This is a genomic window from Pseudomonas sp. B10(2017) (genome assembly GCF_002113295.1).
Classification (GTDB): domain Bacteria; phylum Pseudomonadota; class Gammaproteobacteria; order Pseudomonadales; family Pseudomonadaceae; genus Aquipseudomonas; species Aquipseudomonas pudica.
The window spans coordinates 302,266-328,634 of the sequence record NZ_NEJU01000002.1 but is presented as its reverse complement, the minus strand read 5'-3'; the positions used below and the strand labels follow the sequence as shown (position 1 = coordinate 328,634).

The 26,369-nt window shown below is 62.9% G+C and carries 25 protein-coding genes; 9 read left to right on the top strand and 16 right to left on the bottom strand.

Annotated elements, in window-relative coordinates:
• Positions 1–26 precede the first annotated feature (26 nt).
• The 5 genes from purB to CAF92_RS04155 all read right to left on the bottom strand — a co-directional run bounded on the left by purB (position 27) and on the right by CAF92_RS04155 (position 6,309).
• On the bottom strand, positions 27–1,397 hold the full coding sequence (gene purB / locus CAF92_RS04180; RefSeq protein ID WP_013973297.1) for an adenylosuccinate lyase: 1,371 nt from the start codon (positions 1,395–1,397) through the stop codon (positions 27–29).
• Positions 1,398–1,633: 236 nt separating this feature from the next.
• On the bottom strand, positions 1,634–2,260 hold the full coding sequence (gene hflD, locus CAF92_RS04170; protein ID WP_085599375.1) for a high frequency lysogenization protein HflD: 627 nt from the start codon (positions 2,258–2,260) through the stop codon (positions 1,634–1,636).
• The gene (gene mnmA, locus CAF92_RS04165; RefSeq protein WP_085599373.1) at positions 2,257–3,381 is read right to left on the bottom strand and encodes a tRNA 2-thiouridine(34) synthase MnmA; all 1,125 of its coding nucleotides are present in this window, start codon (positions 3,379–3,381) and stop codon (positions 2,257–2,259) included. Before mnmA ends, hflD begins: the two co-directional genes overlap by 4 nt.
• Before the next feature lie 59 nt (positions 3,382–3,440).
• Positions 3,441–3,881, bottom strand: a complete 441-nt coding sequence (locus tag CAF92_RS04160) for an NUDIX hydrolase (protein WP_025339778.1) — start codon at positions 3,879–3,881, stop codon at positions 3,441–3,443.
• A gap of 202 nt (positions 3,882–4,083) precedes the next feature.
• Complete coding sequence (locus CAF92_RS04155; protein WP_046614850.1) at positions 4,084–6,309, bottom strand: NADP-dependent isocitrate dehydrogenase; 2,226 nt, start codon at positions 6,307–6,309, stop codon at positions 4,084–4,086.
• A gap of 468 nt (positions 6,310–6,777) precedes the next feature.
• On the opposite strand from CAF92_RS04155, the gene icd reads away from it, so the two are divergent.
• Positions 6,778–8,034 carry an NADP-dependent isocitrate dehydrogenase gene (gene icd / locus CAF92_RS04150; RefSeq protein ID WP_085599371.1) on the top strand — a complete coding sequence of 419 codons (1,257 nt, stop codon included), beginning with the start codon at positions 6,778–6,780 and terminating at the stop codon, positions 8,032–8,034.
• Between the two features lie 73 nt (positions 8,035–8,107).
• Here icd and cspD read toward each other — a convergent pair whose 3' ends face one another.
• Positions 8,108–8,362 carry a cold shock domain-containing protein CspD gene (gene cspD / locus CAF92_RS04145; RefSeq protein ID WP_085599369.1) on the bottom strand — a complete coding sequence of 85 codons (255 nt, stop codon included), beginning with the start codon at positions 8,360–8,362 and terminating at the stop codon, positions 8,108–8,110.
• A 229-nt stretch (positions 8,363–8,591) separates the two neighbouring features.
• Here cspD and clpS point away from each other — a divergent pair, with 229 nt between their 5' ends.
• Positions 8,592–8,954: an ATP-dependent Clp protease adapter ClpS gene (gene clpS / locus CAF92_RS04140; protein ID WP_013973290.1), complete on the top strand. Its 363-nt coding sequence runs from the start codon at positions 8,592–8,594 to the stop codon at positions 8,952–8,954.
• 30 nt (positions 8,955–8,984) lie between these two features.
• Positions 8,985–11,255: an ATP-dependent Clp protease ATP-binding subunit ClpA gene (clpA, locus tag CAF92_RS04135; RefSeq protein WP_013973289.1), complete on the top strand. Its 2,271-nt coding sequence runs from the start codon at positions 8,985–8,987 to the stop codon at positions 11,253–11,255.
• Positions 11,256–11,437: 182 nt separating this feature from the next.
• On the opposite strand, the gene infA is transcribed toward clpA, so the two are convergent.
• The 3 genes from infA to aat form a co-directional block, all read right to left on the bottom strand.
• Complete coding sequence (gene infA / locus CAF92_RS04130) at positions 11,438–11,656, bottom strand: translation initiation factor IF-1 (RefSeq protein ID WP_002553999.1); 219 nt, start codon at positions 11,654–11,656, stop codon at positions 11,438–11,440.
• 102 nt (positions 11,657–11,758) lie between these two features.
• Positions 11,759–12,466 (bottom strand): arginyltransferase, encoded by a 708-nt coding sequence (locus CAF92_RS04125; protein ID WP_085599367.1) that lies wholly within the window; start codon positions 12,464–12,466, stop codon positions 11,759–11,761.
• Positions 12,467–12,522: 56 nt separating this feature from the next.
• Positions 12,523–13,203: a leucyl/phenylalanyl-tRNA--protein transferase gene (gene aat, locus CAF92_RS04120; protein ID WP_085599365.1), complete on the bottom strand. Its 681-nt coding sequence runs from the start codon at positions 13,201–13,203 to the stop codon at positions 12,523–12,525.
• A gap of 384 nt (positions 13,204–13,587) precedes the next feature.
• Between aat and CAF92_RS04115 the strand changes: the two genes are divergently transcribed.
• The 6 genes from CAF92_RS04115 to cysG all read left to right on the top strand — a co-directional run bounded on the left by CAF92_RS04115 (position 13,588) and on the right by cysG (position 21,250).
• Entirely contained in the window at positions 13,588–16,140 is a 2,553-nt protein-coding gene (locus CAF92_RS04115; RefSeq protein WP_371916234.1) for a DNA translocase FtsK, read from the top strand.
• A 62-nt stretch (positions 16,141–16,202) separates the two neighbouring features.
• Positions 16,203–16,838: an outer membrane lipoprotein chaperone LolA gene (lolA, locus tag CAF92_RS04110; RefSeq protein ID WP_003258873.1), complete on the top strand. Its 636-nt coding sequence runs from the start codon at positions 16,203–16,205 to the stop codon at positions 16,836–16,838.
• Between the two features lie 12 nt (positions 16,839–16,850).
• On the top strand, positions 16,851–18,176 hold the full coding sequence (locus tag CAF92_RS04105; RefSeq protein WP_013973284.1) for a replication-associated recombination protein A: 1,326 nt from the start codon (positions 16,851–16,853) through the stop codon (positions 18,174–18,176).
• Positions 18,173–18,547, top strand: coding sequence for a fluoride efflux transporter CrcB (crcB, locus tag CAF92_RS04100; protein ID WP_046614855.1), 375 nt, complete (start codon positions 18,173–18,175; stop codon positions 18,545–18,547). The genes CAF92_RS04105 and crcB overlap by 4 nt, the downstream gene beginning before the upstream one ends.
• 30 nt (positions 18,548–18,577) lie before the next feature.
• Positions 18,578–19,858, top strand: coding sequence for a serine--tRNA ligase (serS, locus tag CAF92_RS04095; protein ID WP_003258877.1), 1,281 nt, complete (start codon positions 18,578–18,580; stop codon positions 19,856–19,858).
• Positions 19,859–21,250: a siroheme synthase CysG gene (gene cysG, locus CAF92_RS04090; protein WP_085599361.1), complete on the top strand. Its 1,392-nt coding sequence runs from the start codon at positions 19,859–19,861 to the stop codon at positions 21,248–21,250.
• Between the two features lie 33 nt (positions 21,251–21,283).
• On the opposite strand, the gene CAF92_RS04085 is transcribed toward cysG, so the two are convergent.
• From CAF92_RS04085 to CAF92_RS04055, 7 genes are all read right to left on the bottom strand, one after another.
• Positions 21,284–22,243 carry a glutathione S-transferase family protein gene (locus CAF92_RS04085; protein ID WP_085599359.1) on the bottom strand — a complete coding sequence of 320 codons (960 nt, stop codon included), beginning with the start codon at positions 22,241–22,243 and terminating at the stop codon, positions 21,284–21,286.
• Between the two features lie 92 nt (positions 22,244–22,335).
• The gene (locus CAF92_RS04080; RefSeq protein ID WP_085599357.1) at positions 22,336–23,340 is read right to left on the bottom strand and encodes a glycosyl transferase family protein; all 1,005 of its coding nucleotides are present in this window, start codon (positions 23,338–23,340) and stop codon (positions 22,336–22,338) included.
• Positions 23,337–23,672, bottom strand: a complete 336-nt coding sequence (locus CAF92_RS04075) for a TusE/DsrC/DsvC family sulfur relay protein (RefSeq protein ID WP_025339766.1) — start codon at positions 23,670–23,672, stop codon at positions 23,337–23,339. Before CAF92_RS04075 ends, CAF92_RS04080 begins: the two co-directional genes overlap by 4 nt.
• Positions 23,669–23,965, bottom strand: a complete 297-nt coding sequence (gene tusB / locus CAF92_RS04070; protein ID WP_085599355.1) for a sulfurtransferase complex subunit TusB — start codon at positions 23,963–23,965, stop codon at positions 23,669–23,671. The genes CAF92_RS04075 and tusB overlap by 4 nt, the downstream gene beginning before the upstream one ends.
• A complete protein-coding gene (gene tusC / locus CAF92_RS04065) occupies positions 23,965–24,324 on the bottom strand; it encodes a sulfurtransferase complex subunit TusC (RefSeq protein ID WP_085599353.1) in 360 nt (119 codons plus the stop codon). The genes tusB and tusC overlap by 1 nt, the downstream gene beginning before the upstream one ends.
• Before the next feature lies 1 nt (position 24,325).
• Positions 24,326–24,718 (bottom strand): sulfurtransferase complex subunit TusD, encoded by a 393-nt coding sequence (gene tusD, locus CAF92_RS04060; RefSeq protein ID WP_046614861.1) that lies wholly within the window; start codon positions 24,716–24,718, stop codon positions 24,326–24,328.
• Positions 24,719–24,901: 183 nt separating this feature from the next.
• Positions 24,902–26,281 carry a nucleobase:cation symporter-2 family protein gene (locus tag CAF92_RS04055; RefSeq protein ID WP_013973275.1) on the bottom strand — a complete coding sequence of 460 codons (1,380 nt, stop codon included), beginning with the start codon at positions 26,279–26,281 and terminating at the stop codon, positions 24,902–24,904.
• Positions 26,282–26,369: the final 88 nt, after the last annotated feature.

Genomic DNA, 26,369 nt, shown 5'->3' with positions numbered 1-26,369 from the left:
GCCGGGCGTTGAACGCGACGGTCAGCTTAGATGCGTTTGGCCTGTGCTGCCGCGTTGCCGATGTAGGTAGCAGGGGTCAGTTGCTTGAGCTCGGCCTTGGCTTCGGCTGGCATGTCCAGGCCGTCGATGAAGGTCAGCAGCGCTTCCGGGGTGATGCCCTTGCCACGGGTCAGCTCTTTGAGCTTCTCGTAGGGGTTTTCGATGTTGAAGCGGCGCATCACGGTCTGGATCGGCTCGGCCAGCACTTCCCAGCAGGCGTCCAGGTCGGCGGCGATGCGGGCTTCGTTGACTTCCAGCTTGCCGATGCCTTTCAGGCTGGCTTCGTAGGCGATGACGCTGTGGGCAAAGCCCACGCCCAGGTTGCGCAGCACGGTGGAGTCGGTCAGGTCACGCTGCCAGCGCGAGATCGGCAGCTTGCTGGCCAGGTGCTGGAACAGCGCGTTGGCGATACCCAGGTTGCCTTCGGAGTTTTCGAAGTCGATCGGGTTGACCTTGTGCGGCATGGTCGACGAGCCGATTTCACCGGCAACGGTCTTCTGCTTGAAGTAGCCCAGCGAGATGTAGCCCCACACATCGCGGTCGAAGTCGATCAGGATGGTGTTGAAGCGGGCGATGGCGTCGAACAGCTCGGCGATGTAGTCGTGCGGCTCGATCTGGGTGGTGTACGGGTTGAACTGCAGGCCCAGCTCGTCTTCGATGAAGGCGCGGGCGTTCTGCTCCCAGTCGATCTGCGAGTAGGCCGACAGGTGAGCGTTGTAGTTGCCCACGGCGCCGTTGATCTTGCCCAGCAGCGGCACGGCGGCAACCTGGGCGATCTGGCGCTCCAGGCGGTATACGACGTTGGCCAGTTCCTTGCCCAGGGTTGTCGGCGAAGCCGGCTGGCCGTGGGTGCGCGACAGCATCGGCACGTCGGCGTGGGCGTGGGCCAGGGCGCGGATGGCGTCGGCGATCTGGCGCATCAGCGGCAGCAGCACTTCGTCACGGCCGGCGCGCAGCATCAGGGCGTGGGACAGATTGTTGATGTCCTCGCTGGTGCAGGCGAAATGGATGAACTCGCTGACCTTGGCCAGCTCAGGCAGCTTGGCGGCCTGCTCCTTGAGGAGGTATTCGATCGCCTTGACGTCGTGGTTGGTGGTGCGCTCGATTTCCTTGACGCGTTCGGCGTGCTCGAGCTTGAAGTCGGTGGCCAGGCTGTCCAGCAGGGCGTTGGCTTCGGCGGAAAACGCCGGCACTTCGCCGATCTGCGGGTGGGCGGCCAGGCGCTGCAGCCAGCGCACTTCGACCAGGGCGCGGAAACGGATCAGGCCGAATTCGCTGAAAATGGGGCGCAAGGCCTGGGTTTTGCCGGCATAACGGCCGTCTACAGGGGAAACCGCAGTGAGCGAAGAAAGCTGCATGGGGTGTTCTCGGACAGTCAGGCTTTTGGAAGGGCGCATATCATACATGAATTTTGCGCCCGAGTCGGGTGGCTGACCAAAGGTCGGGCCATAAATAAGCTGTGCATTGTGCATTGCCTGTTCCGGCCCTATCGCCGGCAAGCCGGCTCCCACAGGTACTGCACCGGCCTTGAGCACAGTGCAAGTCCTGTGGGAGCTGGCTTGCCGGCGATAGGGCCGGAACTGTCAAACCCCTGTCAGGAGGGGTTGCGCATCATGTCGTACAGTTCGTTCAACAGCTTGCGCCGGCTGAACACCAGCTGCCAGCGGTGCCCGCCCAGCTGGCGCCACAGGCGGGCGGCGCGGATGCCGGCCAGCAGCAGGGCGCGGATCTTCGAGGCGTTGCTGGCTTGCTGCAGGAAGCGCATGTCGCCATGCACCTGGATGCGCTGGCGCAAGGTGCTCAGGGTGTCCTGGTACAAGGCTCCACTGGAAGCGATGACGTTTTCATGAACCAGGCCGAAATGCTCGGCCTGGGCCTGGATTTGCGGCAGGCGGTTGCCGATGGTGTCGAGCAGGTCGCCGCGCTTGTTCAGCTGGCGCTCCAGGCCCAGCATCGACAGGGCGTAACGCAGCGGCTCGCGCTGCAGGCTGCTGGGGTCGCGCTCCAGTGCGCCGACCAGCGCGCGGTAGCCGTCGCGCAAATTCAGGTCGTCACCGCCGAACACTTCCAGGGTGTCCTTGGGGTCGCGCACCAGCAGGCTGCCCAGCATGCAGCCGATGTTGGCCTCGCTGGCCTGGCCGGTGCGGGCGATGCGGTCGACCAGTACGGCGGCCTGGAACACACCGCCCAACGCAATCAGCTGCTCCTGCAGGTTGCTCATGCGCGCGGGCTCCAAGGCTCGGCGGCTTCGATCACGCCGCCGCCCAGGCACACTTCGCCGTCATAGAACACCACCGACTGGCCCGGGGTAACGGCACGTTGCGGTTCGTCGAACACTGCGCGGTAACCGCTATCGGTCAGTTCCAGTGTGCACTGCTGGTCGCTCTGGCGGTAGCGCACCTTGGCGGTGAGCTGGCGCGGGCAGCTTAGGTCGACCGGGTTGACCCAGAAGATTTCCGAAGCGAGCAGGGCACGGGAGAACAACCACGGATGTTCATTGCCCTGGCCGACCACCAGCACGTTGCGGGTCAGGTCCTTGTGCAGCACGTACCACGGCTCGTCGCCGGCGTCCTTCAGGCCGCCAATGCCCAGGCCCTGGCGCTGGCCGATGGTGTGGTACATCAGGCCGTGGTGGCGGCCGATAACTTCACCGTCGGTTGTTTCGATGTTGCCCGGCTGGGCCGGCAGGTATTGCTTGAGGAAGTCGCTGAAGCGGCGCTCGCCGATGAAGCAGATGCCGGTGGAGTCCTTCTTCTTTGCGGTGGCCAGCCCGTGCTTTTCGGCAATGGCGCGTACTTCGGGCTTTTCCAGCTCGCCGACCGGGAACAGGGTGCGGGCGATTTCCTTGCCACCGACGGCGTGCAGGAAGTAGCTCTGGTCCTTGTTCGGGTCCAGGCCCTTGAGCAGTTCGGTGAGCTCGCCGGTATCGCGGCGACGCACGTAGTGGCCGGTGGCGATCAGGTCGGCACCCAGCGACAGGGCGTAGTCGAGGAACGCCTTGAACTTGATTTCGCGGTTGCAGAGGATGTCCGGGTTGGGCGTGCGGCCGGCCTTGTACTCTTCGAGGAAGTGCTCGAACACATTGTCCCAGTATTCGGCGGCGAAGTTGGCGGTGTGCAGCTTGATGCCGATGCGGTCGCACACGGCCTGGGCGTCGGCCAGGTCTTCACGGGCGGTGCAGTATTCGGTGCCGTCGTCTTCTTCCCAGTTCTTCATGAACAGCCCTTCCACCTGGTAGCCCTGCTCCATGAGCAGAAGGGCGGAGACGGAAGAGTCCACGCCGCCGGACATGCCGACGATGACGCGGGTCTTGGCGGGGTCTTTGAGTGCTGGGCTGGTCATGGTTACCGGTGTGTATCAAGGGGGAAAAACGCCGATTCTATCAAACCTGCGCCGGCGCGTCAGTCGCGCAGCAGGTCGAGGCTGTGCAAGGGGCCTTTGAGGTAGTCGTCCAGGCAGCGTGGCACCAGCTCGCTACGCCAGCGGGCGGGGTCGGCCAGCAGTTCGTCGCGGGTCAGCCACACGGCGCGGACGATGTCGCTGTCCAGCGCCAGGTCGGCGTGATGGCGCACGGGACGGGCGGCGAAGCAGATGCGCTGGTAGGTCACGCCGTTGCTTGGGGCGGTGTACAGGTAGATGCCGACCACGCCGGTGAGCTCGACTTCCCAGGCGGTTTCTTCGAGGGTTTCGCGCAGGGCGGCCTGGGGCAGGGTCTCGTTGGGTTCGAGGTGGCCGGCAGGTTGATTGAAGACGTGCTGGTTGGCTTTGAATTCTTCGACGAAGAGGAACTTGCCTTCGTGTTCGACGATGGTGGCGACGGTGATGTGGGGTTGCCAGGTCATTTGTATGTCCCTTCAGATTGGTGGGGCCGCTTTGCGGCCCATCGCCGGCAAGCCAGCTCCCACAGGTGCAGTGCAAGCTTGAGGCATTCACAATACCTGTGGGAGCTGGCTTGCCGGCGATGGGTTGCAGAGCCACCCCATTTCCCAGAAAGCACAAACCCCGGTGCGTGGCCGGGGTTTGTGCTGTTACTTCAAGCGAACCTTACAGGGCGGCAATGGCGCTGTTCAGGGTCTGGCTTGGGCGCATCACCTTGGCGGTCAGCTCGGCATCCGGGGCATAGTAGCCACCGATGTCGGCCGGCTTGCCCTGGACGGCGTTGAGCTCGGCGACGATGGTCTCCTCGTTCTCGGTCAGGGTCTTGGCCAGTGGTGCGAAGCGTGCCTGCAGGGCAGCGTCGTCGTTCTGCGCGGCCAGGGCCTGGGCCCAGTACAGGGTCAGGTAGAAGTGGCTGCCGCGGTTGTCGATACCACCGACTTTGCGCGAAGGCGACTTGTTGGTGTCGAGGAACTTGCCGGTGGCCTGGTCCAGGGTGTTGGCCAGCACTTTGGCGCGCGGGTTGTCGTAGGTGTTGCCCAGGTGCTCCAGGGAAGCGGCCAGGGCCAGGAATTCACCCAGCGAGTCCCAACGCAGGAAGTTCTCTTCCACCAGTTGCTGCACGTGCTTCGGTGCCGAACCGCCGGCGCCGGTTTCGAACAGGCCACCGCCGTTCATCAGCGGCACGATCGACAGCATCTTGGCACTGGTGCCCAGTTCCATGATCGGGAACAGGTCGGTCAGGTAGTCACGCAGCACGTTGCCGGTCACCGAGATGGTGTCCTTGCCTTCGCGGATGCGGGCCAGGGAGAACTTGATGGCGTCGACCGGTGCCAGGATGCGGATGTCCAGGCCGCTGGTGTCGTGGTCCTTCAGGTACTTCTGCACCTTCTCGATCATGACGCCGTCGTGGGCGCGGGCGGGGTCCAGCCAGAACACTGCTGGGGTGTTGCTCAGGCGGGCACGGTTGACGGCCAGCTTGACCCAGTCCTGGATCGGCGCGTCCTTGACCTGGCACATGCGGAAGATGTCACCGGCTTCGACGTTCTGCTCGAGAACGACCTGGCCTTTGCTGTCGACCACGCGCACGACACCGTCGGCCTTGATCTGGAAGGTCTTGTCGTGGGAGCCGTATTCCTCGGCCTTCTGTGCCATCAGGCCGACGTTCGGTACGCTGCCCATGGTGGTCGGGTCGAAGGCGCCGTTGGCCTTGCAGTCTTCGATGGTGGCCTGGTAGATGCCGGCGTAGCAGCGATCCGGGATGATCGCCTTGGCATCCTGCAGTTCGCCGGCGGCGTTCCACATCTTGCCCGAGTCGCGGATCATGGCTGGCATCGAGGCGTCGACAATGACGTCGCTCGGCACGTGCAGGTTGGTGATGCCTTTGTCGGAGTTGACCATGGCCAGGGCCGGACGCTGGGCGTACAGGGCCTGGATGTCGGCTTCGATCTCGGCCTGCTTCTCGGCTGGCAGGTCCTTGATGCGGGCGTACAGGTCGCCGATGCCGTTGTTGGGGTTGAAGCCGACTTCAGCCAGGGCGGCGGCATGCTTGGCCAGCACGTCGTTGTAGAACTCTTCGACGATGACGCCGAACATGATCGGGTCGGAGACCTTCATCATGGTGGCTTTCAAGTGTACCGACAGCAGCACGCCGGAAGCCTTGGCATCGGCGATCTGCTCGGCGATGAAGGCTTTCAGGGCCTTGCGGCTCATGGTGGCGCAGTCGATGACTTCGGCAGCTTTTACCGCGGTCTTTTCTTTCAGTACGGTGGTGTTGCCGTCTTTGCCGACCAGCTCGATGCGCAGGCTGTCGTCAGCTTCGATCAGTGCGGCTTTCTCGCTGCCGTAGAAGTCGCCCTGGGTCATGTGAGCAACGTGCGACTTGGAGTCGGCAGCCCAGGCGCCCATCTTGTGCGGGTGCTTGCGGGCATAGTTCTTGACCGACAGCGGCGCGCGGCGGTCGGAGTTGCCTTCGCGCAGTACCGGGTTCACGGCGGAACCCTTGATGCGGTCGTAGCGGGCGCGGGATTCTTTCTCTTCCGCGGTGGCCGGCTCGTCGGCGTAGTCAGGGATGTTGAAGCCCTTGCCCTGCAGCTCCTTGATCGCGGCTTTCAGTTGCGGTACCGAGGCGCTGATGTTCGGCAGCTTGATGATGTTGGCTTCAGGGGTGGTAGCCAGCTGGCCCAGTTCCGCCAGGTGATCGCCTACTTGCTTCTCTGCGCCCAGTTGCTCCGGGAAGGCGGCGAGGATGCGGCCAGCCAGGGAGATGTCGCGGGTTTCGACGGCGATGTCGGCCGAAGCGGTGAAGGCTTCGATGATCGGCAGCAGCGAGTAAGTGGCGAGGGCGGGGGCTTCGTCGGTGAAGGTATAGATGATCTTGGAACGGGTGGGCATGCGGGTTAACTCTCTGTGTGCTGAGCGTGCTCGAGTCTCGTGGTGCGCAGGGTAGGCGCATCGCCCTGGCAGCGCCATGAGCGGAAAGTCGAGAGGCTGCGAGCGGTGATGGTGGATGCATCAGTCGAGCGTCAAGTGCTGAGCTGCGGTAACAGCCCGGGCTTTACGGCCTTTCATGGCCAAGGGCGGTCCGCATTTTTCCAAGGGATCGCCCCAATGACCCTTCGGTCGCGGCGGAGTATACCAAACCATTCGGGCTAATCAGCAAGGCCAAGTGATATCGGCCCACTTATAAGACCAAAGACTAAGCGGCAATGTGGCGAAACGCCGCAGCGCCGGCGGTGCATTCTTCACAGGCCAGTCGGATCGCCGCACCGCCGCTCCTGCAGCTTGCAGGTCGACAGATGTGGTTTAGGCTCAGTGGATCGCATGATGTCCAATCACACCCGACAGCGGAGTAGTGCAAGCATGGGATACCAGAAAATCAAGGTTCCGACCGACGGCGCGAAGATCACCGTCAATGCCGACCATTCGCTTAACGTTCCTGACAACCCGATCATTCCTTATATCGAGGGCGACGGGATTGGCGTCGATGTTTCGCCGGTAATGATCAAGGTGGTCGATGCCGCCGTGCACAAGGCCTACGGTGGCAAGCGCAAGATCGCCTGGATGGAGGTGTACGCCGGTGAAAAAGCCACCCAGGTGTACGATCAGGATACCTGGCTGCCCCAGGAGACCCTCGATGCCGTGCGTGATTATGTGGTGTCGATCAAGGGGCCGCTGACCACCCCGGTGGGCGGTGGCATCCGGTCGCTCAACGTGGCCTTGCGCCAGCAACTGGACTTGTACGTGTGCCTGCGCCCGGTGCTGTGGTTCCAAGGCGTGCCCAGCCCGGTGAAAAAACCCGGCGATGTGGACATGGTGATCTTCCGCGAGAACTCCGAGGACATTTATGCCGGCATCGAGTGGAAGGCCGGTTCGCCCGAGGCGAACAAGGTAATCAAGTTCCTGAAGGAGGAAATGGGCGTTACCAAGATCCGCTTCGACCAGGACTGCGGCATTGGCGTCAAGCCGGTGTCCCGCGAGGGCACCAAGCGCCTGGTGCGCAAGGCCCTGCAGTATGTGGTGGACAACGACCGCGAGTCGCTGACCCTGGTGCACAAGGGCAACATCATGAAGTTCACCGAGGGTGCCTTCAAGGACTGGGGCTATGAAGTGGCGCGCGACGAGTTCGGGGCCGAGCTGCTCGATGGTGGCCCGTGGATGAAGTTCAAGAACCCCAAGAGCGGCCGTGAGGTCATCGTCAAGGACGCCATCGCTGATGCCATGCTGCAGCAGATACTGCTGCGCCCGGCCGAGTATGACGTGATCGCCACCCTCAACCTCAACGGTGACTACCTGTCCGATGCCTTGGCGGCGGAAGTGGGCGGTATCGGCATTGCGCCGGGTGCCAACCTGTCCGACACCGTGGCCATGTTCGAGGCCACCCACGGCACCGCGCCCAAGTATGCCGGGCAGGACAAGGTCAACCCGGGTTCGGTGATCCTGTCGGCGGAGATGATGCTGCGGCACATGGGCTGGACCGAGGCGGCGGACCTGATCATCAAAGGTACCAATGGCGCGATTGCTGCCAAGACCGTGACCTATGATTTCGAACGCCTGATGGACGGCGCCAGACTGGTGAGCAGTTCAGGCTTTGGCGATGAAATGATCAAGCATATGTAAGGCAACGGAAAACCGGCCGCTTCCAGTCAGGAGGCGGCCGGTTTTTTCGTGTACCGGCATGCGGCGCGGCAGTTCAGGCGTCGGCAGTGCTGCTGGTCTGCGGAGCCCTGGCGGCCGCGGCGGCAGTGGCGCTGCGGATATTCACCGCGTGCAGGCCTTTGGGGCCCTGGACGATGTCGAAGCTCACGACCTGGCCGGCCTTGAGCGTCTTGTACCCGTCCATCTGGATGGCTGAATAATGAGCGAACAAGTCGTCAGTCTTGCCGTCTTCATTGATGAATCCGTAGCCCTTGGCATTGTTGAACCACTTGACTTTACCGCTTGTCATCCCTATGTCCCTCTGCAAAGGACTCCATCACTGGAGTATCATCCACGTCATCCGCATACGAACCATGCGAAAAATCTGGTTGACTGCGCGGATCTTTATCGACCACGGTGGGTTCTTATTGGTTGTAACACCGTTTTGCCGATAGTCAAGGTCGCCCGGCGCCTTGCTGGCCGTGCCTTTCGCAGTCAACCCACAACCTTAACCTGTCGCTCATGATGAAATTCTTTCCATGCATGCACCTAGTGAGATTCGACTAACATTCAATCAGGATCGCCCGCAATCGAATGAGGACGACGGCTCAGGTCTTGCAGTTCAGGAAGCCAAGCCGATCCTGCAGGCGCCACCGATGTACAAGGTGGTTTTGTTCAACGATGACTACACGCCGATGGATTTCGTCGTCGAAGTGCTCGAGACGTTCTTCAATCTGAACCGCGAGCTGGCGACCAAGATCATGCTGACCGTCCATACCGAAGGGCGGGCAGTGTGCGGATTGTTTACCCGTGACATCGCCGAAACAAAGGCTATGCAGGTCAACCAATACGCCAGGGAAAGCCAGCATCCGCTACTCTGTGAAATCGAGAAGGACGGTTAATCGCCGACCACTTGGGTATGAGGTGAAGCTATGTTAAACCGCGAGCTCGAAGTCACCCTCAATCTTGCCTTCAAGGAGGCTCGTTCGAAGCGTCATGAGTTCATGACTGTCGAACATCTGCTGCTGGCACTCCTTGACAATGAGGCTGCCGCGACCGTTCTGCGCGCCTGTGGCGCCAATCTCGACAAACTCAAGCACGACCTGCAAGAGTTCATCGATTCCACCACACCCCTGATCCCGGTCAATGACGAAGATCGCGAAACCCAGCCGACCCTGGGTTTCCAGCGTGTTCTGCAGCGTGCCGTGTTCCACGTGCAAAGCTCCGGCAAGCGTGAAGTCACCGGCGCCAACGTGCTGGTTGCGATCTTCAGCGAACAGGAAAGCCAGGCCGTGTTCCTGCTCAAGCAGCAGAGCGTGGCCCGCATCGACGTGGTCAACTACATCGCCCATGGCATCTCCAAGGTACCGGGCCATGGTTCGCATTCCGAAAGCGACCAGGAAATGCAGGACGAAGAGGGCGGCGATACCGCTTCCTCTAGCAACCCGCTGGATGCCTATGCCAGCAACCTGAACGAACTGGCCCGTGCCGGCCGTATCGACCCGCTGGTAGGCCGCGAGCAGGAAGTGGAGCGCGTGGCGCAGATTCTTGCCCGTCGGCGCAAGAACAACCCGTTGCTGGTGGGCGAGGCAGGCGTGGGCAAGACTGCCATCGCCGAGGGCCTGGCCAAGCGCATCGTCGATGGCCAGGTGCCCGATCTGCTGGCGCAGAGCGTGGTGTATTCCCTCGATCTCGGCGCGCTGCTGGCCGGCACCAAATACCGCGGCGATTTCGAGAAGCGCTTCAAGGCGCTGCTCGGCGAGCTGCGCAAGCGCCCGCAGGCGATCCTGTTCATCGACGAAATCCACACCATCATTGGTGCCGGTGCAGCGTCGGGTGGGGTGATGGATGCGTCCAACCTGCTCAAGCCATTGCTGTCGTCCGGTGAAATCCGTTGCATCGGCTCGACCACCTTCCAGGAGTTTCGCGGCATCTTCGAGAAGGACCGTGCCCTGGCGCGGCGCTTCCAGAAGGTCGATGTCAGCGAGCCATCGGTCGAAGACACCGTGGGCATCCTGCGTGGCCTGAAAGGCCGCTTCGAAAGCCACCACAACATCGAGTACAGCGACGAAGCCTTGCGCGCCGCTGCTGAACTGGCCTCACGCTACATCAATGACCGGCACATGCCGGACAAGGCCATCGACGTGATCGACGAAGCCGGTGCCTACCAGCGCCTGCAGCCGGAGGCCAACCGCGTCAAGCGCATCGATGTGCCACAGGTCGAAGACATCGTCGCCAAGATCGCTCGGATTCCGCCGAAGCACGTGACCAGTTCCGACAAGGAACTGCTGCGCAACCTCGAGCGTGACCTGAAGCTGACCGTATTTGGTCAGGACCAGGCGATCGATTCGCTGGCCACCGCCATCAAGCTGTCTCGCGCGGGGCTCAAGTCGCCGGACAAGCCTGTCGGTTCGTTCCTGTTCGCTGGCCCGACCGGCGTCGGCAAGACCGAAGCTGCACGGCAGCTGGCCAAGGCGCTGGGCGTTGAGCTGGTGCGCTTCGACATGTCCGAGTACATGGAGCGCCACACTGTGTCGCGCCTGATCGGTGCACCTCCTGGCTATGTTGGCTTCGACCAGGGTGGTTTGCTGACCGAGGCGATCACCAAGCAGCCGCACTGTGTATTGCTGCTCGACGAAATCGAGAAGGCCCACCCGGAAGTCTTCAACTTGCTGCTGCAGGTTATGGACCATGGCACCCTGACCGACAACAACGGGCGCAAGGCCGACTTCCGCAACGTGATCCTGATCATGACCACCAACGCCGGCGCAGAAACAGCCGCGCGGGCCTCGATCGGCTTCACCCATCAGGACCATGCGTCCGATGCCATGGAAGTCATCCGCAAGAGCTTCACGCCGGAGTTCCGCAACCGCCTGGACACTATCATCCAGTTTGGTCGCCTGAGCCACGAGACGATCAAGAGCATCGTCGACAAGTTCCTTATCGAACTGCAGGCGCAGCTGGAAGACAAACGGGTGCTACTGGAAGTCAGCGACGATGCACGTGGCTGGCTGGCGGCCTCGGGCTACGATGTGCAGATGGGCGCGCGGCCGATGGCGCGGCTGATCCAGGACAAGATCAAGCGGCCGCTGGCCGAGGAGATCCTGTTTGGCGAACTGGCCGAGCATGGTGGCGTGGTGCATGTCGACCTGCGTGATGGCGAGCTGGTGTTCGACTTCGAGACGACGGCCGAGGTTGCGTGACAACGGGGCAGGGCTGTACCTGTGGGAGCGGCTTTAGCCGCGAACACCGGCGCAGCCGGTGCCTTCCATCGCGTTGGGCTCTTCGCGGGTGAACCCGCTCCCACAGGGCTGCTACGCAGCCCCTGCAATCTGACAGGTACAAAAAAGCCCGGCACATGGCCGGGCTTTTTCATGGCTTGAGCTTAGCGCGCACGATAAGTGATGCGGCCCTTGCTCAGGTCGTACGGCGTCAGTTCGACGCGGACTTTGTCGCCAGTGAGAATACGGATGTAGTTCTTGCGCATCTTTCCGGAGATGTGCGCGGTTACGACGTGCCCGTTTTCCAACTCCACGCGGAACATGGTGTTGGGCAGGGTGTCGACGACAGTACCTTCCATTTCGAAGCTGTCTTCTTTCGACATGCAGTAGAGCCCTCGGATCCAGTGTTGGCCCGACGCATAACCGCACCGGGCAAAAAAGTGGCGTGGATTATGCCCGAAAACTGTGTGTCAAGCCAATGCCTTTCAGTTGAGGGTGACCCAGCGCTGATTTATCAACAATTCGATAGGCCGATACTGCGTCTTGTAGTTCATTTTCTTGCAGTTCTTGATCCAGTAACCCAGGTAAACCGCCTCCAGGTCCTGGCGCAGGGCTTCGGTGATCTGCCAGAGGATGGCAAAGCGGCCCAGGCTGCGGCGTTCTTCCTCCGGCTCGTAGAAGGTGTACACCGCCGACAGCCCGTTGGGCAGCAGGTCGCACACGGCCACTGCCATCAAACGGCCTTCCAGGCGGAATTCGTAGAACCAGCAGAACGGCAGGTCGCGCACCAGGAAGGTGGAAAACTGGTCGCGGCTGGGCGGGTACATGTCACCATCGGCGTGGCGCGTTTCGATGTAGCGCCGGTACAGCTCGAAGTACTCTTCCTTGAACGCCGGGCGTGCGGCGGTCACGGTCAGGTCGGCGTTGCGCTTGAGAATGCGCCGTTGCTGGCGGTTGGGGATGAAGCGCGCCGCCGGGATGCGTGCCGGCACGCAGGCATTGCAGTTCTGGCAGTGCGGGCGGTACAGGTGATCGCCACTGCGGCGAAAACCCATTTCCGAAAGGTCGGCGTACACGTGCACGTCCATCGGCTGGCTGGGGTCGAGGAACAGCGTGGTTGCCTGTTCGTCGGGCAGGTAGCTGCAGGAGTGGGGCTGAGTGGCATAGAACTTCAACCGCGCCAACTCTGTCATGATCAACCCCCTCGGTGAGACTTTGCTTTAAGTGTAAGCCAGCTATGGGAACTCGCCTAGGGAAGCCATGTGGCGCTGTTCGGCTGGTCGAGGTGGCGTGCCAGGTAGGCGGCGAACTCGGCGCGGCTGATGGCATGTGCCCCCAGACTGTGCAGGTGGTTGGTCGGCATCTGGCAGTCGATGAGGACGAAACCGGCTTGGCGCAGGTGGTTGACCAGGGTCACGAAGCCGACCTTGGATGCATTGTCGGCGCGGCTGAACATCGATTCGCCGAAGAACAGCTGGCCGATAGCCAGGCCGTACAGGCCACCAACCAGCTCGCCGTCCTGGTGCACCTCCACCGAATGAGCGATGCCGCGTCGGTGCAGCTCGCAGTAGGCGGCGCGCATGGTGTCGGTGATCCAGGTGCCGTCGGCGTAGTCACGTGGCGCGGCGCAGGCGGCGATCACCGCCGGGAAGTCGGTGTCGAAGCTGACCTGGTAGCGGCCCTGGCGCATCAACTTGGCCAGCGAGCGCGACACGTGCAGCTGATCCGGAAGCAGCACGGTGCGCGGGTCGGGTGACCACCAGAGGATCGGCTGGCCGTCCTGGTACCACGGGAAGCAGCCATGGCGATAGGCCTGCACCAGGCGCTCGGGGCTCAGGTCGCCGCCAGCGGCGAGCAGGCCGTTGGGGTCGTGCAGGGCCTTTTCCAGGGGCGGGAAGGTCAACGAGTCGCGGGTCAGCCAGGTGAGCATGGTCTATCGTGCGGTGGGGGAGGGGAGAGGGCAGCATGGCGCGGGTGAAAAGCAGGGTCAATCTCTTTGGCTTCTTCGCGGGCTTGCCCGCTTCCACAGGCCATTTACAGGCTCTGAACCCTGCGGGGTACCTGTGGGAGCGGGCGAGCCCGCAAAGAGGCCGGCACTGGCGATCAAAATAGGCAATTTCCTACACATTCATGAAACCGCAGGCACCATCCGCTACATTTGCTGTCACACCTGTGCAAAAACACAGCATAAGCCTTTGTCACAGAAGACAATGCGTGCTCAAATTGCAGGTATACGAAAGTCGCCCCCACTCAAGCTCCTTACGGCGTGCTGCCATGGCGGCTGGCGGGCAGTAATGTTAAAAGTAGTGGTTCATTGGCCGCACCGTCGGCCGATCACTATTGGACGCGCAGCACGCGCAGGAATAGACGCGTTTTGAAGAAATCCACCGCAACTCCAGCTCCCTTGCCCGTCCCTCTGTGGCGGCAGCAGCTGCATTATCGCCTCAAGGAAGGTGCGTTGATCGCTGTCGGCGCCCTGTGCCTGTACCTGTGGATGGCGCTGCTGACCTACGATACGTCGGACCCGGGCTTCAGCCACACCAGCAACGTCGACCAGGTGCAGAACGCCGCCGGGCGTGCCGGTGCCTACTTCGCCGACATCCTGTTCATGGTACTGGGGTACTTTGCCTACATCTTCCCGCTGCTGCTGGCGATAAAGACCTGGCAGATCTTTCGCGAACGCCACCAGCCCTGGGACTGGAGCGGCTGGCTGTTTTCCTGGCGGCTGATCGGCCTTGTATTCCTGGTGCTGTCGGGTGCGGCGCTGGCGCATATTCATTTCCACCCGCCTGCGAGCATGCCGTTCTCCGCCGGTGGCGCACTGGGCGAGAGCCTGGGCGACCTGGCGCGCAACCTGCTGAACGTGCAAGGCAGCACGCTGATGTTCATTGCCCTGTTCCTGTTCGGCTTGACCGTTTTCACCGACCTGTCGTGGTTCAAGGTGATGGACCTGACCGGCAAGATCACTCTCGACCTGTTCGAGCTGGTGCAGGGCGCCGCCAACCGTTGGTGGGAAGCGCGCAACGAGCGCAAACGCCTGGAGGCGCAGTTGCGCGAGGACGAGCCGGTGGCGGTCAAGCCCGCGCCGATGGCCGCTGACAGGCACGAGCCGGCCAAGCCGGGGCTGCGCGAGCGTATCTTCAAACGTGAAGAAGCATCTGCACAGCCAGCCGAGCCACGTGAGCCAACCCTGTCACGCGAGCCCGTGGTGCCGCGCGAGTCGCCGGCCCCGCGTGAGCCGATAATCTCCCGCGAACAACCTGCCGCGGCCCCGATGATCGTGCCGCCGACACCCGCCAGGGCGCCGGAGCCGAGCAAGCGGGTGATGAAGGAGAAGCAGGCGCCGCTGTTCGTCGACAGCGCGGTGGAAGGCACCTTGCCGTCGATTTCCATCCTCGACCCGGCCGAACAGAAGAAGATCGAGTACTCGCCGGAATCCCTGGCCGGTGTCGGTCAGCTGCTGGAAATCAAGCTTAAGGAATTCGGCGTGGAAGTGGCGGTGGACTCGATCCACCCGGGCCCGGTAATTACCCGTTACGAAATCCAGCCGGCCGCGGGCGTGAAGGTCAGCCGTATCGCCAACCTGGCCAAGGACCTGGCGCGTTCGCTGGCGGTGACCAGTGTGCGTGTGGTCGAGGTCATCCCCGGCAAGACCACCGTGGGTATCGAGATCCCCAACGAAAACCGGCAGATGGTGCGCTTCTCCGAAGTGCTGGCCACGCCGCAGTACGACGAGCAGAAATCGCCGGTCACCCTGGCCCTGGGCCACGACATCGGCGGCAAGCCGGTGATCACCGACCTTGCCAAGATGCCGCACCTGCTGGTGGCCGGTACCACCGGTTCCGGTAAGTCGGTAGGTGTGAACGCGATGATCCTGTCGATCCTGTTCAAGTCCAGCCCGGAAGATGCGCGGCTGATCATGATCGACCCTAAAATGCTCGAACTGTCGATCTACGAAGGCATCCCGCACCTGCTGTGCCCGGTGGTCACCGACATGAAGGACGCTGCCAACGCCTTGCGCTGGAGCGTGGCCGAGATGGAGCGTCGCTACAAGCTGATGGCGGCGATGGGCGTGCGTAACCTGGCCGGCTTCAACCGCAAGATCAAGGACGCCCAGGAAGCTGGCGAGATCATCCATGACCCGCTTTACCGCCGCGAGAGCATGGACGACGAGCCGCCTGCGTTGAAAACCCTGCCGACCATCGTGGTGGTGGTCGACGAATTCGCCGACATGATGATGATCGTCGGCAAGAAGGTCGAAGAGCTGATCGCCCGTATCGCCCAGAAGGCACGTGCAGCCGGTATCCACCTGATCCTCGCTACCCAGCGCCCGTCGGTAGACGTGATTACCGGCCTGATCAAGGCCAACATCCCGACCCGCATGGCGTTCCAGGTGTCGAGCAAGATCGACTCGCGGACCATCATCGACCAGGGTGGTGCCGAGCAGTTGCTGGGCCACGGTGACATGCTGTACATGCCGCCAGGCACCAGCTTGCCGATCCGTGTCCACGGCGCGTTCGTCTCCGACGACGAGGTGCACCGCGTGGTGGAGGCGTGGAAGCTGCGCGGCGCTCCGGACTACAACGACGACATCCTCAACGGCGTCGAGGAGGCCGGCAGCGGCTTCGAAGGCGGCGGCGGTGGTGGCGATGGCGAAGATTCGGAAAGCGACGCCCTGTATGATGAGGCTGTGCAGTTCGTGCTGGAAAGCCGTCGCGCATCCATCTCGGCCGTGCAGCGCAAACTGAAGATCGGCTACAACCGCGCCGCCCGCATGATCGAAGCCATGGAAATGGCCGGCGTGGTCACCCCCATGAACAGCAACGGCTCGCGGGAAGTGATTGCCCCGGGCGGCCCGCGCGACTGACGTACACCTTGCCGGGTGCCAACGGTGGCGCCCGGTCTTTTCAATGCTCGATGAGGACTCCCATGCGCGCGATTCGCATGCTGTTGGTTTCTGCCCTGGCCGCGGCTTCTGTGTCGGCCACCGTATCGGCTTTTGCCGGTGAGCAAGACGTACAACGCCTGACCCAATTGCTGGAAAAGTCGCAGACCATCGAGGCCAACTTTTCCCAGCTGACGCTGGATGCCGGCGGCACCAGCCTGCAGGAAACCTCCGGCAAGATGACCGTCAAGCGCCCAGGCCTGTTCTACTGGCACACCGATGCGCCGCAGGAGCAGGTGGTGGTATCCGACGGCAAGAACGTCACCCTGTGGGATCCGGACCTGGAACAGGCCACCATCAAGAAGCTCGACCAGCGCCTGAACCAGACCCCGGCGCTGCTGCTGTCCGGTGACGTGTCGAAGATCAGCCAGAGCTTCGACATCAGCTCGAAGGAGCAGGGCGAAGTGATGGACTTCACCCTCAAGCCGAAGACCAAGGACACCCTGTTCGACTCGCTGCGCGTGTCGTTCCGCAAGGGCCTGATCAACGACATGCAGCTGATCGACAGCGTCGGCCAGCGCACCAACATCCTGTTCAATGGCGTGAAAGCCAACCAGGCGGTGCCGGACAGCAAGTTCAAGTTCGACATCCCCAAAGGCGCGGACGTCATCAAGGAGTAACCAGAGCTCGCCATGGACCTGTTTCGAAGCGAACCCGTCGCCCAGCCCCTGGCCGCTCGCCTGCGCCCGTCCAACCTGGACGAGTATGTCGGCCAGGAGCACCTGCTGGCGCGCGGCAAACCGCTGCGCGAGGCGCTGGAGCAGGGTGCGCTGCACTCGATGATCTTCTGGGGGCCGCCGGGGGTGGGCAAGACCACCCTCGCGCGGCTGCTGGCGCAGTTCTGCGATGCGCACTTCGAAACGGTATCGGCAGTACTGGCCGGGGTGAAGGAGATCCGCCAGGCGGTCGAGGTGGCCAAGCAGCAGGCTGGTCAGTACGGCCGCCGCACCATCCTGTTCGTCGACGAAGTGCACCGTTTCAACAAGTCGCAGCAGGATGCCTTCCTGCCCTATGTGGAAGACGGCACGCTGCTGTTCATTGGCGCCACTACCGAAAACCCGTCGTTCGAGCTGAACAACGCATTGCTGTCGCGGGCGCGGGTTTATGTGCTCAAGAGCCTGGATGAGGCAGCACTGCGCAAACTGGTCAACCGCGCTCTGACAGAAGAACGCGGCCTGGGCAAGCGCAACCTGCGGGTTGGCGACGACGCCTTCAAGATGCTGATGGCCGCCGCCGACGGCGATGGCCGGCGCATGCTCAACTTCCTGGAAAACGCCTCGGACCTGGCTGAAGACGGCAGCGAGATCGACGTCGAGATGCTGCAGAGCCTGCTCGGCGACAGCCGCCGCCGCTTCGACAAGGGTGGCGAGGCGTTCTACGACCAGATTTCCGCGTTGCACAAGTCGGTGCGCGGCTCCAACCCCGATGGAGCCCTTTACTGGTTCGCGCGCATGCTCGATGGCGGTTGCGACCCGCTGTACATTGCCCGCCGCGTGGTGCGCATGGCCAGCGAAGACATCGGCAATGCCGACCCGCGCGCACTCAGCCTGTGCCTGGCGGCGTGGGATGTACAAGAGCGCCTGGGCAGCCCCGAGGGTGAACTGGCGGTGGCCCAGGCCATCACCTACCTTGCTTGTGCGCCGAAAAGCAACGCGGTGTACATGGGCTTCAAGACCGCCCTGCGCGAGGCCGCCGAGCATGGCTCGCTGGAAGTGCCGCTGCACCTGCGCAACGCCCCGACCAAATTGATGAAGCAACTGGGCTATGGCGACGAGTACCGCTATGCCCACGATGAACCCGACGCCTATGCCGCCGGCGAAGACTACTTCCCCGAGGAGCTCGAGCCGCGCCAGTACTATCAACCGGTGCCCCGTGGCCTGGAACTGAAGATTGGCGAGAAGCTGCGCCACCTCGCCGACCTTGACCGCAACAGCCCCCGTCAGCGGAGAAAACCGTGATTGCACTGATTGCCGCTGTCAGCGCTGGTGGTATTGCCGGTACTTTGTTGCGCTTTGCTACCACCAACTGGGTGGCTGCCCACTGGTCACGACACTTCTATCTCGGTACGCTGGCGGTCAACCTGGTTGGCTGCCTGCTGATCGGCCTGCTCTATGGCCTGTTCCTGCACAAGCCGATCGTGCCGGTCGAGCTGCGCGCCGGGCTGATCGTCGGCTTCCTCGGTGGCCTGACGACTTTTTCCTCCTTTTCGCTGGATACCGTACGCCTGCTGGAGAGCGGGCAAGTGCCGCTGGCTCTGGGCTATACCGGTATCAGCGTGGTGGGCGGGCTGCTCGCGACCTGGGTCGGCCTGTCCCTGACCCGATTCTGAACCAACACCTACACATAACGAGAGAACGATATGCTCGATTCCAAACTGTTACGCGGCCAACTTCAGGAAGTGGCGGATCGCCTGGCCTCCCGTGGCTTCAGCCTGGATGTCGCGCGCATCGAATCACTGGAAGAGCGCCGCAAGGCGGTGCAGACCCGCACCGAGCAGCTGCAGGCCGAGCGTAACGCCCGTTCCAAGTCCATCGGCCAGGCCAAGGCCAAGGGCGAAGACATTGCGCCGCTTATGGCCGACGTCGAGCGCATGGCCAACGAACTGGCTGCCGGCAAGACTGAACTGGACGGCATCCAGGCTGAACTGGACGGTATCCTGCTGACCATTCCCAACCTGCCGGACGCCAGCGTGCCGGTCGGTGCCAGCGAAGACGACAACGTCGAAGTGCGCCGTTGGGGCACGCCAAAGGCTTTCGACTTCGAAATCAAGGACCACGTCGCCCTCGGCGAAGTCAGTGGCGGCCTGGACTTCGAAGCCGCCGCCAAGCTTTCTGGCGCGCGCTTTGCCGTGCTGCGTGGCCCGGTTGCCCGCCTGCACCGTGCCCTGGCGCAGTTCATGATCAACCTGCACACCGGCGAGCACGGTTACGAGGAGCACTACACCCCGTACCTGGTCCAGGCCCCGGCCTTGCAGGGCACCGGCCAACTGCCGAAGTTCGAGGAAGACCTGTTCAAGATCAGCCGTGAAGGCGAGGCCGACTTCTACCTGATTCCGACCGCCGAAGTTTCGCTGACCAACCTGGTGGCCGGTGAAATCCTCGACGCCAAGCAGCTGCCACTGAAGCTGGTTGCCCACACCCCCTGCTTCCGCAGCGAAGCCGGTGCTTCCGGTCGTGACACCCGCGGCATGATCCGCCAGCACCAGTTCGACAAGGTCGAGATGGTGCAGGTGGTCGAGCCGTCCAAGTCGATGGAAGCCCTGGAAGGCCTGACTGCCAACGCCGAGCGCGTGCTGCAGCTGCTGGAACTGCCATATCGCGTGCTGGCCCTGTGCACCGGCGACATGGGCTTTGGTGCTGTGAAGACCTACGACCTGGAAGTGTGGGTACCAAGCCAGGACAAGTACCGCGAAATCAGCTCGTGCTCCAACTGCGGCGACTTCCAGGCGCGCCGCATGCAGGCCCGCTGGCGCAATCCGGAAACCGGCAAGCCAGAGTTGGTGCACACCCTCAATGGCTCCGGCCTTGCCGTAGGCCGTACCCTGGTTGCCGTGCTGGAAAACTACCAGCAGGCCGACGGTTCGATCCGTGTGCCGGAAGTGCTGAAGCCTTACATGGGTGGCGTCGAGGTTATCCGCTAAATGGATTACCTGCCGCTGTTCCACAAGCTGCAGGGCGGCCGCGTGCTGGTCGTCGGCGGCGGTGAGATCGCCTTGCGCAAGGCGCGCCTGCTGGCCGATGCCGGCGCCGCGCTGCGCGTGGTTGCACCGGACGTCGACGGCCAGTTGGCCGCGTTGGCCCGGGAAGGTGGCGGCGAGGTGCTGGTGCGCGGCTATCAGGCAGCCGATCTGGTCGGTTGCCGGCTGGTGATCGCGGCCACCGACGACCCTGGGCTCAATGCCCAGGTGTCGGCGGATGCGCAGGCCCTGAGCCTGCCCGTCAACGTGGTGGATGCGCCGGCCCTGTGCACGGTGATCTTCCCGGCGATCGTCGATCGTTCGCCGTTGGTGGTTGCGGTGTCCAGTGGCGGTGATGCCCCGGTGCTGGCGCGTTTGATTCGCGCCAAGCTGGAAGCCTGGATCCCGTCCGCCTATGGCGAGCTGGCCGGCCTGGCCGCGCGCTTCCGCGACAAGGTCAAGGCCTTGTACCCGGACGTCAACCAACGCCGAGGCTTCTGGGAAACCGTGTTCCAGGGGCCGATTGCCGAGCGTCAGCTGGCCGGGCAGGGCGCCGAGGCCGAGCGCCTGTTGCAGGCGATGGTCGACGGTGCGCCGGTGCAGCAAGGCGGTGAAGTGTACCTGGTGGGGGCGGGCCCGGGCGATCCGGACTTGCTGACCTTCCGTGCCTTGCGTCTGATGCAGCAGGCCGACGTGGTGCTGTACGATCGCCTGGTAGCACCGGCGATCATCGAGATGTGCCGCCGCGATGCCGAGCGTATCTACGTGGGCAAGCGTCGCGCCGATCATGCCGTGCCTCAGGACCAGATCAACCGACTGCTGGTCGATCTGGCCCAGCAGGGCAAGCGTGTGCTGCGCCTGAAGGGCGGCGACCCGTTCATCTTCGGCCGGGGCGGCGAAGAGATCGAAGAACTGGCCGAGCATGGCATCCCATTCCAGGTGGTGCCGGGCATTACTGCGGCCAGTGGGTGTTCCGCCTATGGTGGGATTCCGCTGACTCACCGCGACCATGCCCAGTCGGTGCGTTTCGTGACCGGGCACCTGAAGGACGGCACCAGCAACCTGCCTTGGCATGACCTGGTGGCGCCGGCGCAGACTCTGGTGTTCTACATGGGCTTGGTAGGCTTGCCGACCATCTGCGCCGAGCTGATTCGCCATGGCCGCGCGGCCAGTACCCCGGCAGCACTGGTGCAGCAGGGGACTACGCGAAATCAACGGGTGTTCACTGGCACACTGGCGGACTTGCCGGACCTGGTGGCCCAGCATGAAGTGCACGCGCCGACCCTGGTGATTGTCGGGGAAGTGGTGCAGTTGCGTGACAAGCTGGCGTGGTTCGAAGGCTCGCAGAACAGCTGAAATCGTGGGGGCCGCTTTGCGGCCCCGACAATCTCAAGCCTGCCAGATCCCCTTGCCTGCCAACCGCTCCCGATCATGCGCCAGGTTGAAGTCCTGCAGTGGCCCCTTGGGCACGATCCCGTTCGGGTTGATGGTCTTGTGGCTCATGTAGTAGTGCTTCTGGATATGCTCCATGTCCACTGTACCCGCCACCCCCGGCCACTGATATAGCTCGCGCAGCCAGTTCGACAGGTTGTGGTAATCGCTCAGGCGCCGCAGGTTGCACTTGAAGTGCCCGTGGTACACCGCATCGAAGCGCACCAAGGTAGTGAACAGGCGCACATCGGCCTCGGTCAGATATTCCCCGGCCAGGTAGCGATTGCGTCCGAGCAAGTCTTCCAGGTGGTCCAGTTCGTTGAACACTTCGTCAAATGCAGCCTCGTAGGCTTCCTGCGTAGTGGCAAAACCTGCGCGATACACGCCGTTGTTCACCGCAGGGTAGATGCGCTCGTTCAGCGCCTCGATGGCCGGGCGCAGCGGCTGTGGGTACAGGTCGAGCGTATTGCCGGTCAGCTCGTTGAACGCGCTGTTGAAGATGCGGATGATCTCCGACGACTCGTTGTTGACGATGCGTTTCTCTTTCTTGTCCCACAGTACCGGTACAGTTACGCGGCCGGTGTAGTGCGGGTCATCCTGGGTGTAGCGCTGGTGCAGGTACTGCAGCGCGTCGAGGTGGTCACCGCTGGAGCCTTGCTGGCGGTCGAAAGTCCAGCCATGGTCCTGCATCAGCCAGCTGACCACTGACACGTCGATCAGAGGCTCCAGGCCCTTGAGGGCACGGAAGATCAGGGTGCGATGTGCCCATGGGCAGGCCAGCGAGACGTACAGGTGGTAGCGGCCAGCTTCGGGAGCGGGTAGCTGATTGCGGCGTTGGGCGTTTTCGCGTTTGAACGTGCCGTCCTTGCCGTTTTCATACCACTGATCATGCCAGCGGCCGTCGATCAAAAGGCCCATGGTGAGCTCCTCGGAACAAAGTTGTTTGTCGTTGGAGCCCAGTCTAGGGGAAATCGTTCGAATAACTAGCGCAAAGAATGCCCCCTTGTTATCTAGTTATTCGATTGGTTCCGTGCGCTCCAGTAACCACGTGCGGTGGCGAAAGCCTGCTCACGGTCCTGGCCAAGGCCGCGCAAGGCCAAGGCCATGGTCGCGACCACGGCCATTTCACCGTAGCTGTCCTCGGCCTCGCCGCGCCAGACCACCAGCAATTGCTCGGGCTGCAGGCTTGGCGGCTTCACGTGGCGGCGTTCGCTAAGCGCTGGCCATTCCTCGTCCCAGGCTTCGCCGGCAGTGGTGCCGTACAGGTGGCTGATGACATCGGGGTTGACTTCGATCTCGCCGCCATCACCCTTGATCACCACGGCATGATCGCCTAGCAGGCGGCTGGCTTCGCGGTGCACCGCCTGGTAACCGGGGTGGAAGATGCTCTGCAGGCCGCAACGCGCAGCCAGCGGGTTGAGGACCCGGGCCAGCGAATGGATGGGCGACCGCAGGCCCAGGGTGTTGCGCAGGTCGATCATGCGCTGCAACTGCGGCGCCCAGTCCTGCAGCGGGAAAAAGGCCAGGCGCTGCTGGTCCAGGGCCTGGCTGACGGCAGCCCAGTCACGGCACAGCGGGATGTCCAGCAAGGACAGCAACTGCTCGGTGTACAGGCGCCCGGCGGTGTGCGCACCGCCACCGTGCATCAGGATGCGCACGCCATTGTTGGCCAGGCATTTGGCAGCCAGCAGATACCAGGGCAGATGGCGTTTCTTGCCGGCGTAAGTGGGCCAGTCCAAGTCCACGGCGATACGCGGTGCCTGCAGTTGCGCGCGCAGGGCTTCGGTGAAGCCGGCCAGTTCTTCGGCGCTTTCTTCCTTGTGCCGCAGCAACATGAGGAACGCACCGAGCTGGGTGTCTTCGACCTTGTCTTCCAGCAGCAGCGTCATGGCCACACGGGCTTCGTCACGGTTCAGGCCGCGCGCGCCGCGCTTTCCTTTGCCAAGAATACGCACGAATTCGGCGAACGGATGTTCGGCTGGTGTTTCAAGGGTAAGCGGGCGAGGTGCTGTCATATGCAATTGGTCGGCTTGGGCAGGCCCGCCAGCTTGGCGGCCAGTTTGGCGGGAGTGCCGTTGAACAGGCGGTTGAGGTGCGGGCTGTTGCCCTTGTCCGGGCCCAGTTTGAGGGCCGTGTACTTGATCAGTGGGCGCGTGGCCGGGGACAGCTGGTATTCCTGGTAGAACTGGCGCAGCAGTTCGAGGATTTCCCAGTGGTCTGCCGTCAGCGGGATGCCCTCGCGTGCGGCCAGGGCCTCGGCGGCGGCATGGGACCAGTCTTGCAGGTCGACCAGGAAGCCGTCCTTGTCCAGGGCGATCGCCTGATCGCCAACGTTGAGGGTGTTCATAGCCAGCTGTTGACCTTGTCGTAATGCAGCGACAGTTCGACGAACGCGGCGTAGTCCACGGCCTTGGCCAGGTCGTTGCCGACCGCGCGGGCCTGCACGTCCTCTTCAAGGGCGAACAGGCGCTGGGCCAGGCCGGCGGCTTGCAGCTGGCGGTGCGGTTCGCTGCCGCTACGCAAGGCATATACCGCATCGCCACACAGCAGCAGGGCGTCGTCGGTGCCGAGCAGGCGCAGGCAACTGACCAGGCGCTCGTCGCCAAACGGGGAGTGGGCAATAACATGCAGGGTCGTCATCAGAGCGTTACCACCTGGTCGAAACGGGAGATCAGCGCGGTCAGTGCCGCGTCGTCCAGCACTTGCACCGGCAGCGTCAGGTTGTCGGCTGCCAGGCCGCGGCGAGTGAGGCTGTGACTGCAGGCGAACAGTTCCTCGACACCGAACATTGGCAGCGCCTGCAAGTTGGCGGCCAGGTTCTTCTGTTGCACGGCGGTGGGCTGCTGGTCCGCAGCGAGCTGGAAAACGCCGTCATCGAGGAACAGCATGCCCAGCGGCAGATCGAACGCGCCGCCAGCCAGGGCGATGTCCAGTGCCTCACGGGCCGATGGGCCGTTCCACGGCGCCTGGCGGCTGATGATCAACAAGGATTTGGCCATTTCAGTCGCCTCCGAAGCAGACAAGGCGATCGGCAAGTTGCGCCGCCTCGTGCAGTTGGCCAAGCCCCGACAGTTCCCAAGGCTTGGGCAGGTTCACGGCCTGGCGCTGGTAGCGGTTGGCCTCGGCCTCGTCGAGCACGCCACGGCGCAGGGCGGCGGCGATGCACACCACTGCGTCCAGCTGGTTGGCTGCAATGAAGGCGTGCCATTGGCCGGCGACGTCCAGCTCATCCTGGGGGGTGACCACGTTGGCAGAGGCACTGTGTACCCCGTCCTGGTAGAAGAACAGTCGGGCAATCTCATGCCCGCAGGCCAACACCGCCTCGGCGTAGCGCAGGGCGCGGCGCGAGGAGGGCGCATGGGCCGGGGAGAACACCGCGATAGCGAATTTCATGGATAACTCATGCAAAAGGAATGGTGCCATGATAAAGCAAAAAAGCCCGCGCCCGCTTGTGCATGGCGGGGCGGGCGTTCTGCCCTGAGCCAATATCCAGATCTGCGCGACCCCGTGTAGGAGCGGCCTTGCGTCGCGCGGGCTGCAAAGCAGCCCCATGGCCCTAACAGACGGACGCTAGGCTCAAGCCTGTTCTTTGCTCTCCGGCAAGAACCAGTTCAACACCAGGGCACAGATACCCCCGGTAGCCACGCCCGACTCCAGCACATTGCGAATCGCCGCCGGCATGTGCGCCAGGAACTCCGGCACCTGTGCCACACCCAGGCCGAGGGCCAGGGATACAGCGATGATCAGCAGGGCACGACGGTCCAGGCGAGTGCTGGCCAGGATATTGATCCCCGAAGCCGCAACCGCACCGAACATGACCATGGCCGCACCACCCAGCACCGGTTCTGGCACCGCCTGGATCACCCCGGCAACGCTCGGGAACAGCCCCAGCAGCACCAGCATCACGGCAATCCACATACCGATATGGCGGCTGGCGATACCTGTCAGCTGAATCACGCCATTATTCTGGGCAAAGATCGAGCTCGGGAAGGTATTGAACAAACCGGCCAGCAGCGAGTTGGCTCCGTTGACCAGCACACCGCCCTTGATCCGCTGCATCCACACCGGCCCTTCGACCGGCTGGCGCGACACCTTGCTGGTAGCGGTGACATCGCCGATGGCTTCAAGCGAAGTTACCAGATAGATCACGAGCATCGGGATAAACAATGCCCAGGAGAAGCCCAGGCCGAAGTGCAGCGGCGTCGGCACCTGGAACAGCGCGGCTTCGTGCATGCCGGTGAAATCCAGACGGCCCAGGTAGCCGGCCAGCGCATAGCCGACCGCCAGGGCGATAACGATGGCGCAGCTGCGCATCCACACCACCGGGATGCGGTTTAGGATGACGATGATCGCCAGCACCACGCCCGACAGCAGCAGGTTCTCGCCATTGGCGAAGGTGCCATTGGCCATGGCGCCGAAGCCACCCCCCATACTGATCAGGCCGACCTTGATCAGAGTCAGGCCGATCATCAACACCACGATGCCGGTTACCAGCGGGGTGATCAGGCGTTTGACGAAGGGCAGGATGCGCGACACGCCCATCTCGACGAACGAGCCGGCGATTACCACGCCAAATATGGCTGCCATGACGCCTTCCACCGGCGTACCTTGCTTGACCATCAGCGCTCCGCCGGCAATCAGCGGGCCGACGAAGTTGAAGCTGGTGCCCTGGACGATCAGCAGCCCGGCACCGAACGGCCCGAAGCGTTTGCACTGGACGAAGGTGGCGATACCCGAAATGACCAGCGACATGGAGACGATCAGATTGGTATCACGTGCGGAAACACCCAGTGCCTGGCAAATCAGCAGGCCAGGGGTGACGATCGGGACGATGATCGCCAGCAGATGTTGCAGTGCTGCCAGCAGGCCGATCAACAGCCGTGGCTTGTCCTCCAGACCAAGCACCAGTTCATTGGCAGGCGCCGCCGCGCCTGGGCTGTGTTCGTGTGAGCTCATTGCGAAAAGCTGCCCCGGAAGAAAAAAAGGAGCGCATTCTACGAGGTGATGGCGAATTGGGGTAGAGAAAAGCACGATGGCGGCATGA

Bases quoted from the DNA above. Each gene is read 5' to 3' on its own strand.
- purB (WP_013973297.1), bottom strand. From the start codon at position 1,397: ATGCAGCTTTCTTCGCTCACTGCGGTTTCCCCTGTAGACGGCCGTTAT.
- hflD (WP_085599375.1), bottom strand. From the start codon at position 2,260: ATGAGCAACCTGCAGGAGCAGCTGATTGCGTTGGGCGGTGTGTTCCAG.
- mnmA (WP_085599373.1), bottom strand. From the start codon at position 3,381: ATGACCAGCCCAGCACTCAAAGACCCCGCCAAGACCCGCGTCATCGTC.
- CAF92_RS04160 (WP_025339778.1), bottom strand. From the start codon at position 3,881: ATGACCTGGCAACCCCACATCACCGTCGCCACCATCGTCGAACACGAA.
- CAF92_RS04155 (WP_046614850.1), bottom strand. From the start codon at position 6,309: ATGCCCACCCGTTCCAAGATCATCTATACCTTCACCGACGAAGCCCCC.
- icd (WP_085599371.1), top strand. From the start codon at position 6,778: ATGGGATACCAGAAAATCAAGGTTCCGACCGACGGCGCGAAGATCACC.
- cspD (WP_085599369.1), bottom strand. From the start codon at position 8,362: ATGACAAGCGGTAAAGTCAAGTGGTTCAACAATGCCAAGGGCTACGGA.
- clpS (WP_013973290.1), top strand. From the start codon at position 8,592: ATGCATGCACCTAGTGAGATTCGACTAACATTCAATCAGGATCGCCCG.
- clpA (WP_013973289.1), top strand. From the start codon at position 8,985: ATGTTAAACCGCGAGCTCGAAGTCACCCTCAATCTTGCCTTCAAGGAG.
- infA (WP_002553999.1), bottom strand. From the start codon at position 11,656: ATGTCGAAAGAAGACAGCTTCGAAATGGAAGGTACTGTCGTCGACACC.
- CAF92_RS04125 (WP_085599367.1), bottom strand. From the start codon at position 12,466: ATGACAGAGTTGGCGCGGTTGAAGTTCTATGCCACTCAGCCCCACTCC.
- aat (WP_085599365.1), bottom strand. From the start codon at position 13,203: ATGCTCACCTGGCTGACCCGCGACTCGTTGACCTTCCCGCCCCTGGAA.
- lolA (WP_003258873.1), top strand. From the start codon at position 16,203: ATGCGCGCGATTCGCATGCTGTTGGTTTCTGCCCTGGCCGCGGCTTCT.
- CAF92_RS04105 (WP_013973284.1), top strand. From the start codon at position 16,851: ATGGACCTGTTTCGAAGCGAACCCGTCGCCCAGCCCCTGGCCGCTCGC.
- serS (WP_003258877.1), top strand. From the start codon at position 18,578: ATGCTCGATTCCAAACTGTTACGCGGCCAACTTCAGGAAGTGGCGGAT.
- cysG (WP_085599361.1), top strand. From the start codon at position 19,859: ATGGATTACCTGCCGCTGTTCCACAAGCTGCAGGGCGGCCGCGTGCTG.
- CAF92_RS04085 (WP_085599359.1), bottom strand. From the start codon at position 22,243: ATGGGCCTTTTGATCGACGGCCGCTGGCATGATCAGTGGTATGAAAAC.
- CAF92_RS04080 (WP_085599357.1), bottom strand. From the start codon at position 23,340: ATGACAGCACCTCGCCCGCTTACCCTTGAAACACCAGCCGAACATCCG.
- CAF92_RS04075 (WP_025339766.1), bottom strand. From the start codon at position 23,672: ATGAACACCCTCAACGTTGGCGATCAGGCGATCGCCCTGGACAAGGAC.
- tusB (WP_085599355.1), bottom strand. From the start codon at position 23,965: ATGACGACCCTGCATGTTATTGCCCACTCCCCGTTTGGCGACGAGCGC.
- tusC (WP_085599353.1), bottom strand. From the start codon at position 24,324: ATGGCCAAATCCTTGTTGATCATCAGCCGCCAGGCGCCGTGGAACGGC.
- tusD (WP_046614861.1), bottom strand. From the start codon at position 24,718: ATGAAATTCGCTATCGCGGTGTTCTCCCCGGCCCATGCGCCCTCCTCG.
- CAF92_RS04055 (WP_013973275.1), bottom strand. From the start codon at position 26,281: ATGAGCTCACACGAACACAGCCCAGGCGCGGCGGCGCCTGCCAATGAA.